The 12,988-nt window shown below is 43.8% G+C and carries 10 protein-coding genes; 1 reads left to right on the top strand and 9 read right to left on the bottom strand.

The window, feature by feature from the left end:
- The first annotated feature begins 223 nt into the window (after window positions 1–223).
- Window positions 224–661, top strand: coding sequence for a MarR family transcriptional regulator (locus BK120_RS03280; RefSeq protein WP_076266137.1), 438 nt, complete (start codon window positions 224–226; stop codon window positions 659–661).
- A 116-nt stretch (window positions 662–777) separates the two neighbouring features.
- Here the strand turns inward: BK120_RS03280 and BK120_RS03275 are convergent, their stop codons facing one another.
- The 9 genes from BK120_RS03275 to BK120_RS03235 form a co-directional block, all read right to left on the bottom strand.
- Window positions 778–1,851 carry a Gfo/Idh/MocA family protein gene (locus BK120_RS03275; protein ID WP_076266006.1) on the bottom strand — a complete coding sequence of 358 codons (1,074 nt, stop codon included), beginning with the start codon at window positions 1,849–1,851 and terminating at the stop codon, window positions 778–780.
- 4 nt (window positions 1,852–1,855) lie between these two features.
- Window positions 1,856–2,854, bottom strand: a complete 999-nt coding sequence (locus tag BK120_RS03270) for a Gfo/Idh/MocA family protein (protein ID WP_076266005.1) — start codon at window positions 2,852–2,854, stop codon at window positions 1,856–1,858.
- 46 nt (window positions 2,855–2,900) lie between these two features.
- Window positions 2,901–3,707, bottom strand: coding sequence for a phytanoyl-CoA dioxygenase family protein (locus BK120_RS03265; protein ID WP_076266004.1), 807 nt, complete (start codon window positions 3,705–3,707; stop codon window positions 2,901–2,903).
- 347 nt (window positions 3,708–4,054) lie between these two features.
- Complete coding sequence (locus BK120_RS03260; RefSeq protein ID WP_076266003.1) at window positions 4,055–7,927, bottom strand: discoidin domain-containing protein; 3,873 nt, start codon at window positions 7,925–7,927, stop codon at window positions 4,055–4,057.
- 357 nt (window positions 7,928–8,284) lie between these two features.
- Window positions 8,285–9,673, bottom strand: coding sequence for a stalk domain-containing protein (locus tag BK120_RS03255; RefSeq protein WP_076266002.1), 1,389 nt, complete (start codon window positions 9,671–9,673; stop codon window positions 8,285–8,287).
- A gap of 131 nt (window positions 9,674–9,804) precedes the next feature.
- Complete coding sequence (locus tag BK120_RS03250; protein ID WP_076266001.1) at window positions 9,805–10,356, bottom strand: YdhK family protein; 552 nt, start codon at window positions 10,354–10,356, stop codon at window positions 9,805–9,807.
- Between the two features lie 245 nt (window positions 10,357–10,601).
- On the bottom strand, window positions 10,602–11,267 hold the full coding sequence (locus BK120_RS03245) for a FusB/FusC family EF-G-binding protein (RefSeq protein ID WP_076266000.1): 666 nt from the start codon (window positions 11,265–11,267) through the stop codon (window positions 10,602–10,604).
- Window positions 11,268–11,524: 257 nt separating this feature from the next.
- Window positions 11,525–12,061, bottom strand: a complete 537-nt coding sequence (locus tag BK120_RS03240) for a flavodoxin family protein (protein ID WP_076265999.1) — start codon at window positions 12,059–12,061, stop codon at window positions 11,525–11,527.
- A 37-nt stretch (window positions 12,062–12,098) separates the two neighbouring features.
- Window positions 12,099–12,908, bottom strand: coding sequence for a transporter substrate-binding domain-containing protein (locus tag BK120_RS03235; protein ID WP_076265998.1), 810 nt, complete (start codon window positions 12,906–12,908; stop codon window positions 12,099–12,101).
- Window positions 12,909–12,988: the final 80 nt, after the last annotated feature.

The following is a 12,988-nucleotide window of genomic DNA, read 5'->3' as shown; positions in this document are numbered from 1 at the left end:
CGATCTCAAATAGGGGTTAAAATTGTTTAGCCATCATGACTAAAGTTTTTGCAAATTACGAATGAATTCGATAGAATGAACTTGATTAAATTCATTTCATCTAATATCTTTATAACAAAGTATCTCGAAATCTGAGATAACCATATCTTAAAAGGAGGTTTGTCCTTTGTCAAGCGAGCAACAAGTGCAAGCGACCGATCAGCAAGAACAATTCGTCGCCCGTATGCGCGGACTAGGAAGCCGAACCGTTTTGTACCAACAAAATGTAGCTGCTGCTCTCGGCTTATATAATAATGATTTTTTATCTGTGGATATTTTACGTGAAAAAGGTCCGATCACAGCCGGTGAGTTGTCCAAATTAACTGGGCTTGCTACTGGAAGTGTGACAGCATTAATTGACCGCCTTGAAAAATTCGGTTACGTACGTAGGCAAAACGATCCCAATGACCGTCGCAAAGTGATTATTGTTCCGCTATATGAACAGAAAGAAGATGTCAGCAATACGTATATTCCCCTTCACAACGAGATGGTGAAGCTGGCTTCCTCCTATACAGATGCTGAGCTGGAACTGATTACACTGTTTCTAGAGAGAGCCGGCAAAGTACTTGAGGATCAAATTGATCACCTCAGCTCTGCAAAAAGCACTAAGTCTTCATCTTAAATATATGACATACCAATTTAAAAGGACGATATCCAGAAGTCTAATGACCTCAGGATACCGTCCTTTATTGTAATTCACAGTATAATCCGTCTATTACTCGTGTACATGAGCAGCCTTTAATCGAAGTAGATCGTTTTGCCGGTTTCGGCTGATAAGTATACCGCTTCCAGAATAGCAGATACCACCATCGCCTCTTCAGGCTTAACGAGCGGATCGGTGTCGTTCACAATACTGCTGATCCACTGCTTGGCTTCATACTCGAAATCAGTCAGGTTTTCTCCACGGAATTGCTCTCTCTCGGTTGCTTTCACGTCGATGACATTTAGAAATAAGCTGCCGTCCCTCTCGCCGTTAATGCGCAGACCTTCGTGAAAATCAGCACCGCCCTTCGTACCGCACAAATACGAGCCTTCAGATTTGGCGATATTAAGTGCCCAGCTGGTTTCAATTGAAACGACAGCACCATTTTTGAATTTTACATAACCAAAAGCGGAATCTTCTACTTCAAACTGCGCTGGGTCCCATGATCCCCATTCATTAGCTGCATTTTCTGTATCCTTCAGCTTCTGGAACACACTGCCTACTACACTGTGAGGCTCATAATTGTTCATCAGCCATAGGATGAGATCCAGTGAATGGGTACCAATATCGATCAAAGGTCCGCCGCCTTGTTTCTCTTTATCCAGAAATACTCCCCATGTCGGAACCCCTCTACGCCTTGTTGCAACCGCTTTGGCATAATAGATCTCGCCAAGCTCATCATTCTCGATCATTTTTTTTAACAGCAGCGACTGAGCTTTGCTTCGGTTCTGGTAGCCAACTGTCAGCTTCTTACCGGTTCTAACATGAGCTTCGTACATCGCTTTCGCTTCGGCACTGGTCTTTGCCATCGGTTTCTCACACATAACGTGTTTGCCTGCTTCCATGGCATCGATTGAAATGACAGCATGCGAAATATTTGGCGTCAATACATGAATGACTTCAATATCCTCCATGGCTAATAGCTGCTTATAATCGGTAAAAATCTTCGCGCCGGGAACTCCATACTGCTCAGCAGCTTCGCGCGCTCTTTCTTCGATTAGATCGCAGAATGCGACCATCTCTACATTACCCACCTTGGCTAAGCTTGGCATATGTTTGCCGCCTGCAATCATACCGCATCCGATAATACCTACCTTTACTGTTCGCATCTCATTAATTTCCTCCTTGCCGTTTAAAATCTACCGTTCTTCTCTCGCGATGAGCGATATATGCCGTTTCAAGAAGTTCCGTCAGCTTTGTTCCGTCCTCGAGTCCAAATGGCATCGGCTTGTCGTTCAGAATGCCATCTACCCATTGTGTTAGTGGAAGCGGCTGCTCCTTAGGAAGCTGACGAGGTGAAATCCAGCCTTGGAGCGGTGAATCTGTATGTTTGGACGCAAATTTAACATCTTCCCCGGATATGATCAGTGTCCCTTCCGTTCCATATAGTTCAAACGCAGAAGGCGTTGAGTATGTAACAAGACTGGTCTCCAGCAGTGCAACCGCGTTGTTAGCAAACTCAATCGAACATTGTGCATTATCTTCAACAGCCCGGCCTGTAAAATAATTAAACATGGAAGTAATTCGTCTTGGCTCACCAAGCAGCCAGCTTGCCAAATACATCGGATGGCAACCAAGATCCATCATAGCTCCGCCGCCTGCCTGTTTCTCATCGTACCAGTATTCAGGCAGCCAATTGTTTAATGCTCCATCGTGACCATTTCGGATACGCAGCAGCGTAACGGCGCCAAGCAGCCCATCATCCAGAAGCTGTTTAGCGAATAAATGGTGAGGCCTTGTTCGAGCGGGAAAAGATATACAAAACTTCACGCCGGATTTTTGTACAGCAGCCGTAATTTTGTCGCATTCGGCTACTGTAAGTGCCATTGATTTCTCTGTGAAAATATGTTTTCCAGCTTGGGCAGCTGCAACCATGACTTCTGCGTGCATGCTGGTAGGGGCATCGATGACAACAGCGTCTACATCTGCCCTTTGAAGCAGCGTATCCAGATCAGATTCAAAATCAGCTCCGAGCTCTGCTGCCCACGTTCGCCCTCTCTCCGTTATTTCATCCCAAACTGCTGTTATGTTTACGTTTCCAAGTGATTGCAGGTGTTTTGCATATCCATCAGCATGAACATGCCATTTGCTAATCATCGCGACATTTAACATTCGAAAATCCCTCCATTATTCAAATATTTGCTTAAGCGGCGAATTGCTAATCTTTAAAAGCCGTTGCGGGGTACCCGGCGCCAAATGGCGCGTCTGGCCGCTCATATTCTCCTGCTAAATAACGGCGCATAGGCGTTGTACGCTCCAAATAGTCCTTGTTGTTTGCAAAACGATCGGAGAATCGAACCCAAGGCGGACTATAAATGTAATGTGCGGTATAACGGTCGTAATCTCCATCATGAAAATATGTACGATGCCAAACCGCGTTATGGAAGAGCAATACAGATCCGGCAGGAGCACAAATGACATGTCCTACAGGCAAGTCACCTTTGTCGCGGCGAATGTCTGCCGGGAGTGGAACTTGGGCTCTATGGCTTCCTGGAATCATCTCCATGTTGCCCATCCTAGGTAGCGATTGGTCAGTGAGCAAATAGGAAGCGCGCAGCTGCAGCAGAGGAATCGGATAAGCTAGTTGATTAAAATCGTAAGCTCCTGAGCCATCCTGATGCCAGCCGCCTGCTCCTCCAAATGCCGGCTGCTTCGTGCACCAAGCGGATTGAAGAATAAAACGATCGCCATATAATGCTCTCACTTTTGGGAGCACCGCAGGGTGATCAATCAACTGATCCAGCGTGGGTTCGCTTTCAAATCCTCGGCCAACCTGAGCCCATCCGGTTGTACCTTCTCTCTCATGCAGGCGAATAGATGCCTCCAAACATTGCTGTGCTTGGTCAGCGGATAATACATTAGGAATGATCAAATAACCCCACGACTCGAACATGAAACGGTCAAGCTCTGTGAATTCACCGGGTTGCGAAATGGCATTAAGTCCTTGACTGTGCTCGGCATTCATGCGATAACCTCCTGCTTTCTGGAGTGAATTGCTTCTTTTATATATAAAATATGAACGGTAATTCATTTAATGCATAGAATGCTTGGATTATTCCGATTATTTTTATTTAAATCATGAACATTTTGGTTAACTAAACGCTTTGTGTTATCTAATTAACGGCGTTATCAACTAATTGCTCATATAATTGTTCGTTTTTCTCATTCATTTTCTAAAATCGTATATATTTAATATGTATTTTGAGATTCTCCATTTTCGTTTTATATCTTTGATAAACATAAAAAAAGTGGAGGAGTTCCGAAGAACTCCCCCACTCAGACATCTCTCGATCTTACTGAATGATCAATCTGTTACTGAATGATCAAACCAAATCCATTCTGGATGTAATTCGTGTTGGGATGAGCGATATTGCTAGTCGTCAAGTTGTTGAACGTTGCTGAGCCATTCCCCGTATAGGTGTAAATTGCCGCACCTGGATGCGGTGATGTGAACCGCGATGTAAGGATTCCATCACGTCCCGTACCATTAATATTGATATTGTTGAACACGATATTTTCAAAGCCGCCGCCATATCCAAACTGGATAGCACTGCGCTGCGTATTGATAATATCGATGTTGGTAAACGTCACGTTTTTGATGGAATCGTTAGATGCCTCCAAATCGATAGCTCCGCGTTCGCCATTGTAGAGGTCTTTACTAGTTCCGCTGTTTATAATCGTTGTATCCGAGAACAAAATGCCGGTATTGTTCTGGAAATGGTAGCCTGGGAATACAGTGTTCATTCGAATGCCAGATCCGCCGACAGTGTCGATGATCAAGTTGTTAGTAGCCTTATGTCCACCCCCGCCGAAAAATGCAATAGCAGCCGCACGCCAGTTATTCTCAATCGTATTAAACGAGAAGGTATTGTTGACACCCGCGCGGGCACCATTCACATTACTCGTCCATACGGCAAGACCATCATCACCGTTATTTCGTACGCTGCTGTTGCGAACAGTCGAATTGCTCGTTCCTTGGGCGAAGTTGACACCGTCAGCAAGATTATTTCGGATCCGGCTATTTTCAATCACAAGCCCATCCGCATAAATTGCTGGTGTATGTGCATAATCCCCTACCCAAAAACCGCATTCAAAGTGCTCAACCCATACATTGTGCACCTTAGAATTTTTTCCGAAATTGTCCATAAAGCCCTTGTAAATAGCACCCTCGTGATAGCGCGACCGCAGCTTGGAATTCATATAGATATTGCTAAAATCAAGTTTGCCTTCGACACGGAATGAAATGCCGCCCGATGCTACATTTGGGTTCGTAAACTGGATGTTCGTATGCCAGATGCCTGCACCCATGATCGTAATATCATTAATCATGTTACTGACAGAACCGACCTTCCACATGTTTCCGAGATGGAAGGTTCCTTCCGGTATATACATGATTTTCCCTGTAGAAACCGCTGATGTTACAGCAGCTTCGAAGGCCGCAAGATCATCGAGGCCATCGTTTGCAACAGCGCCAAAATCTGTTACAGAAACTGAGTTGGCCGGGCGTGCAATCGCAGCAGGAACCTGCTCGATTTCAAGGAAGTCTACGCCATATTCGAGATTGTCAGCATTGCTTTTTTGGATACGTATGGTATCGCCAGGTTGAAGGGCTGTATCCAGTTTCCAGTGCACCTCATCAAATCGGAAGAGCGGACGTCCTCCGGATGGTGTATCGGCTGGTTGATCACTCGCGAAATACTGCCAGTTGTAGTAGGAAGTGAGCGGGATAGTCTTGGCTTTGACTCCATTGACGTAAACATCAAGTGATCCGCTGAGTCCCATGCCATCAGACGAGTCAGGCATCGTAAATCTCATCGTAACGCCTGCTCCGCCCTCCCCTTGCCTTACGTTCCACTGAAGATATGAGCCATTCGTTGGAAGTGACACGTAGCTCTGACCAGATGCCTCGGATGCAATTAGCGCCTGATCGAATGTCGGTGCAGATTGTAAAGTTGCTCCTCCACCTCGAGTCGCATCCTGCGTATCGTACCTGTTGTAAGGCATGCTAGCACCTCGAGCAGAATATACGACTAGACTTGTTGAACTCGTGTTATTTGTTTGCTTAATTGCTAATTCATTTGCATCTACAGCAACAATCGTGGTTACGGTATAGTTGCTTGTTACTGCTGTCCATGTCCCAGGAATACTGACATTTGCAGATGCGCCAGCTGCTAATGTACCGCTGTATGACCCGTTATAGGTCTGAATGGTAGAGCCGGCAGAATTTTTAAGAATAACGGTTACGCCATGTGTGCCGCTTGCTGAAGAAATGTTTCCTTGATTGTTAAGGAGAACGTTAAAAGCGACTGTATTGCTGGCAACTGGATTACTTGGTGTCCAGGATACAGCTCCAATTAAATCGGAACTGGCAACAGGAGCGACAATAAGTGATGATGGATTCGTATAGCTGTTGTTGGCATCATTTTGCTCAATAATTGCATTGTTCTCATCTACCTTCGAGCTTACCGAGTAGGTGGCTGCGGTTTTGGCACCAACATTAAATGGTACCGTTACTGAAGCACCGGCAGCTAGTGCGGCTGCTGGAGCAGAGCCTGCAAGCGTGTTGTTAAGGTAGAAGTTGACTGTAGTCGCCGGGGCACTGGCGTTGCCGATATTTTTAACTGTTGCGTTCAGTGTAATTTCATTTGTCTCTATTGGTGAGACAGGTGCCCATGACATGCCTGTAATCGTTAAATCAGGGTTTGGAGCAGGCGTTCCGTATACTTGAAACTCAGCGATTTGACCGCCAGGTGCGCCGGAGTTCGTCGTAATATTCAACTGCAGACGTTTAACCGTCGAGGTAATCGGAATCGTTACCGTATTGCCCGAAGCTGGATTAAACGTATAAGCTTGCGCCGACACTAAGCTGCTGAAGGTTGTTGTGTTTTGGTTATGGCCAAGTACTTGAATCGTTTGTGTACGAGTGCCCCATTCTGTAGAGGGATTCAGCTTCAGAACGATGGATGTAATGTCATGATTCGCCCCAAGATCGAGAGTTAAGGTGCTCGAAGCGCTGCCGCCTTCCCAATAAGTGGCGGTGTTATTATCGTTTGCATTCGCTGCGATAAACGTTTGTGTGCTGGATGATGCGCTAATAGCTTTGCCAATTGCGATGTTTCCACCTGGAGGAGTCGTAGGCGTTGCTGTTGGAGTTGGTGTCACAGTTGGTGTAGGAGTTGGCGTTGCTGTTGGTGTCGCTGTTGGAGTAGGAGTTGCCGTTGCTGTAGGAGAAGGTGTAGGTGTAATGATCGTTGAATCAACCGTGATTTGGTCAAGATTGACATTGCCGGAATCACCTGCATCGTATTTATAAGCAATCGTATTGGAGCCTGCATTTAAAGTGAGAACTTCTGCTTTTGTTCCCCATGTATCCCAGTATGCAAGGTTAGGAAGTGAGGTTTGGCGGATTTTTGTTCCGTTTACGTAGATGCTTATCGTTTTTGTGCTTCCGCTAGCATTGGCGTACTTGAGTGTCACGTTGCGGCTGCCTGCAGCGGCTGCATTGACCGTAAACGTTGTTGTTGCACCTTGTGCTAAGTAGCCGTCAACAAATCCAGTGCCGGCATAACCGGTATGATCCGTATTTACGCTCGCTCCGCCGGACAATGCAGCAGACTCAGCCTGATAGGTGCCTGTAGGCGTTGACGTAGGAGTAGGTGACGGTGTCAGCGCAGTGCCATAAATTTCGAATTCGGATAACTGTGCCGCTGGCCAGCCCGTATTGCCTGTAAAATTCAAGCGAACATAACGTGTGTTCGTTGAAGCGAAGTTAATTGTGACCGAATTGCTTGCAACCGCCGGATTAAATACATAACCAGTAGAAGGTGCAATATTCGTAAACGTTGTTCCATTAACACTGCCTTGAACCGCAAGCGATTGCGTCCGAGTTTCCCACCCTGCAGGCAGCTTTAATACGATCTGGTCGATGCTAGTATTGGAGCCGAGATCGACTTGGATCCATTGTGGAAATGCGTTATTTGCACTTTCCCAATACGTTCCTTGGTTGCTGTCTTTCACATTGCTTGGACTATAGGTTTGAGATTGGCCGCTTGCTGTAACATCTTTGCCGATTGACAGATTTGATCCACCTGCAGCAGAAACGGGAGTAAACGGTCCAGTAGATAGGAGCAAGGTCGAGAATAGCATGGTAACGATGAGCGACCATGCAACATACTTATTGCGCATTATATTCCTCCTCAATAATGTGGGGGTGCAAGAAAATGTGCGATCTACCGAAAACGTACGAATGGCAGCGTTTACAAAAAAGATTGTTTCACTTTTATGCGATTTCCGTATAGCCTTCCGTTCACTTTCCTAGTTCATTATAGAATGATAGACATCCCTCCTCTCGTTGTCACACCCTTACATTATAAAGACATAATTGACCGAGCTATAAGATGTAATATTACGGAAATCGTATGCGATTCAATGATAATAAGACAAATCTAAGCTTCTTTCCTCTATAACAAAAAACCAGCTCAACACATGGGATGTGTTTAAACTGGTTATGTTCATTTTCTTATTTTGAAACTTATTTGCGGCTCACTTTAATGTCAAATGTATTTCCTGATTTTTTCCATCCCATACGACATTTGCACCCAGTGCTTGTGCAACGAATCGCAGCGGAATCATCGTACTGCCTCTAACGATTTGAACAGGGGCGGTTAACTTTACAACATTGCCATCAACCGTTGCCTGGTTCTTCCACACTTCCATTGTGATTGAATGAGAACCGTATTTTACCGTTACGAAGTCATTTGAGTAGTTGACCGTACCCCCGAGAGATTCAATAAGTCCCCTTACGGGCACGAAAATGGATCCATTTATAAAAGCTGCTTGTGCGTCCATTAAGTGGTATTTATTATTTAAGCGTATGCCGATGCCTTTAACCACTTTTTTAGGTATGATCTTATAGTTGTATTTGTATTTATCGTCACCGTAATACTGACTCAACTTGCCCCAAGAAGAAACCGTTCCATCCTTATGCAAAGCTGTACCTGCTCCTTCGCCAATTGCGCTGACCATCTTGACTTGATCTAGTCCTTTCACAGGATACAGCTTCTTATCTTGTACAGGCCAAATCCAGTACGATACTTTGCCATCCTTCGTAAGTACAAATGAAAAGGCGTGAAAATCTCCCATCCCATCGACAAAGCCTGATACAGCTGAAACGTTTGGCGCGAGTTTGGCCAGATTGAAGCTAGGCTCGGTCAGCCCATAAAGAGAATATCGATTCATAATATAAACATTCCAAGAAGAAGTTACGAGTGTTCCATTAGAAATAGAAGTGATACCATTAGAATTGTCTGTTTTCATGCTGCTTTTATCAAGCACTGGAATAGGTAGAAAGGGATCGCCATATTTATCGTACCCCCAAATCCACACTGTCCCATCTTTTGCAAGTGCAATCGGAAAATAACCGTTTCCTTCAATTGCAGCAATATTCTCAAACTCGCCAATACGGCCGGGTCGAAGCTGATCTTCCTTACTACTGCCTTCTCTGCATGTATCATTTTGAATCTGAAATTCACATAATCCACCGAGTGACCATACGGTACCATCTGCTTTTAATGCATAATTGCCTGAAATATCATTGACTTTGTCCAAACCTTCCACCTGTGAGGGTTGAACATTAGACAGGCCTGACGTCGTTCCAGGTTTTCTCCCCCAAGTCCACACACTGCCGTCCGTTCTTATGGCGGCATTGCTTTCCGAGATTTTCTTTACTTGATCCAAGACGGGAACGGCTTCAAATGTTTTTTCATTCCATGACCAGAGCACACCTTTTTTATCCAATGCATGATTTCCATCAATGCTGATAATGCCATCTAGAACAGGTAACTGCGCCGCATTTACGGATGCTGGTGTCATAGATAATGAAACAGCACCTACAATGAATAAAATAAGCAAACGCGTTTTTAATCCTTGCAAACCATCACCTCATTGTTTTATTTACAAGGATTAGACGCCATTATTTGTAAAAAAGTTTCGTTTTCCTGTATAAAAAAAGACGATTCTCTCTACTATTGAGATAGAATCGTCGTTTGGTCAGAAACGGTTGGTCACTTCGGTGAAAGCTCGCTTTCCGTTACCCATTTATGGTTTTTCATTTTTTGTCCCCCAGTGGTTGGAACGTAATCAAACATATAAACCGTCGTTTGCTCTGCGGAATCAATTGTTGCGGTTGCGCCGTTCATACCCGCCATATGGTCTGCTTGAAGGATTACTTTTGTACCTGGCTCATAGGGTTTGTCGCCTGCATCTTTAATTTCTTCTTGAATAACCCACTTATGATTGGTCACTTTTTCGCCGCCTGTTGTTGGGGTATAAGATACGGCGTAGGCAGTAGTCGTATAGGCGCCCACAATTGTTGCTGTAGCTCCATTCATTCCTGCCATGTGGTCTGCTTTTATAATCGCTTCACTCCCCACCTTGTAGGTTGGATTCGTAGCTTCTTTTAACCCTTTTGGAAGCTGACTGCTATTGGAGTGATTCATTTGCGAGTGGTCTTCACCTTGATTGCTGGTCATCGCGTTCTCAGCATTTTCGTTTTTACCGCATCCACTTAAAGCGATTACCGCAGCAACACTAAGTAAAACCAATTGTTTTTTCATTTTATATTACACTCCTCTGTTTATTCGTTCAGTATGTTATTTGCATTATACCCCCAATGGGTATTTTGGAAACTTTTTTCATTTCTATTTTTCAAATTTGTTCTTTTGTCCTCCTATCCACTATTCCTTATCCTCATTGTAACCAACACTTTTGAAGAACTTGTGTAGACTGCAATCAGTGATACTGGAAGAAGCAAATCACAACAAAAAAAGAAGCATCAGAATTTCTGATGCTTCTTTTCATTTTATGATTCATGTTTTCCAATAAAGTTGCTGAAGAATTTCTCTAAAACGGTGACATCCGTTATATTTGCGTTGCAGGCTTTGCTGTTAACGCACATATAATTTCCAATCGCCTTGTAGTAATCAGGTGAAGCATTAGCAGGCCTTGATTTCGTAATGGCCGTGAATAACGCAACCTCTTCATGTCTATTGCACAAAAAACAGTTGCTTTTCTTATTTGTTGGCGTAAACTTTCCTTCAATGCCGATAAGCTGTCCGTCTTGACGGTAAATAAGAAACAGCTTATTAGATGCGATATCGGTCCAACCCATATACGTAACATAACGGTAGTCAATATCATCTAAATCGGGTACCTTTAGCTTTTTGACTTTTGGGAACAGCTTTTTTATTTGAGCTGCCGTTACTTGAGTGAATTCCGACATCAATGGCTGCAGCGATTGCAAATAGGATTGAATTTCTTCCGTCCTATTTAACGTTGCAAGCTTCTCTAACTCATGCTTTTGAAGATCAGTTGCGTCCGGGAATGCTTCGGAAATCTTTGTTTGCGTACTATACCTAACCGCTTCAACTACTTTCGGATCGGATACCGTGTTACACGCAGTTTGAAGCAGATGTGCTTGTTTCTTAATCAAATTATATTGATGGTTTCTAATAAATGGTTTATTCATAGCTGTTCAGCCCCTTATTTTTAATGAAAAAAAATATAAGGTGCAAAGCTTTTATTAGAAACGATATGAGCTCCATTGGGCGAAAATATTTCAGTCCGGCCCCACGCAAAGTATCGCCCTAATATTAGGCTTTGCATGAGCAGTTACTTTTCCCGGCAATTTGATTTGCCATTCCTATCACCTCCCTGCCTCTTTACATTATAAAATGAATTCAGATGTTGTTACAACGTGTGAATTCCTCTAAATTTACATTTTGATTAAGTATGCCACTTTTTCCGGATTTCCTCCACAGTGGCCAAAGCAATGGTATCTTGCAAAATATCGCCAGGCTTGTTGCCTCTCCCAAGGATGTAACCTGCAAAATTTGTGCCCGTATAGTCGAAAATATATTGAAATTGCTGAACAAGCGGAATTCCTTTCAGATGGGGCTCGTCATCTCCTATACCGATGACCCAGGCTGTTTTTGACGCAAAACTAGATAGAAACTCGGTCTTATTCTCTCTTAATGATTGAGACCATCTGTCAATGAATGTCTTCGTAAGGCCTGATGCGCCATACCAGTAGATAGGCATCGCGAACACCAATACATCTTGTGCCTTTACGCGTTCGATCAGATGATGGTAATCATCATTTGGGTAAGGCTCTTTCTCAGAATGCCGGTAATCGACAATAGGCTTGATATTATAGTCAGATAAGTGAATTTTATCTGCTTCAAATCCGTCAACTAATAAATTCGCTAGTTGATCCGAGTTTCCATTTTTGCGGGAGCTTCCATAAATCACTGCAATTCCCATTGTGAATAATCACCTCCACATTTAAAGTGTTAAGCCTTTATTTTGAAAAGTCCTGACCAAGCCAATCCGTGCTAAGCTTTGCGAGGGTTCCATCCGCTTTCATTTCTTTTATCGTTTGATCCACAGCGTCGGCAAGTTTCTTTGACTCGGGGTCGTCTTTACGGAGTACATACTGGATATGCCCCTCATTAAGCGCATCTCCTACTGCTTTGAGCTTGCCTTGCGGATCTTTAATCGGAAGAAGGAAGTCTGCGCTTATTGTTGCGTCAACCCGTCCGTTAGTGATTTGAAGAACTTCATCGTTAGCATCGTTTTGCTGGTACACGATTTTTATTGCGCCATCATGCTCCTTATTGTAATTTTCAAGGATTTGAGCTTGAGCGCTGGTCGGGCCGATCAGCACTTTTTTTCCTTTCAAATCATCTAAAGACTTGATCGATTCATTGTTTACTGCTGCAATAATAATTTTGTTCCGCCAATAAGCGTAAGGTTCTTCGTTAAAATAAAACTTTTGTTCACGCTCAGGATTTTTCTCGAATAGATGCGCGGCTATATCGATCTTTTTCGTTTCTAGACTCAATAAAATGTTGGAGAATTCCATCGTTTGAAACTCAAATTCATACTCTTTCAGACGTTTGTCTATCTCTCTGATCACCTCAACGTCGTAACCTGTTAACTTTCCGTTATCATCGAGAAAAGCGACTTGCTCGAAATCATTGCCAGTGCCGACAATAACTTTTTTAACCCCCGCGGCTGATTCTCCTTTATTGCTGCTGCCATTATTGGCGCATGCTGTAATAACAAATAAGAAAACAAGGGCAAACGCAAATGCATTAAACTTTTTCAAAATCGTTTCCTCCAATTTGGTTGTGTATTAAACTCATAATCCCTACGGGTTAAGTGAGGATTAAAGGCTGAGATAACTGT

The sequence above is a fragment of the Paenibacillus sp. FSL A5-0031 genome, from assembly GCF_001956295.1.
Taxonomy (GTDB): domain Bacteria; phylum Bacillota; class Bacilli; order Paenibacillales; family Paenibacillaceae; genus Pristimantibacillus.
The sequence above is the reverse complement of the archived record's forward strand: the minus strand, read 5'-3'. Positions and strand labels throughout refer to the sequence as shown.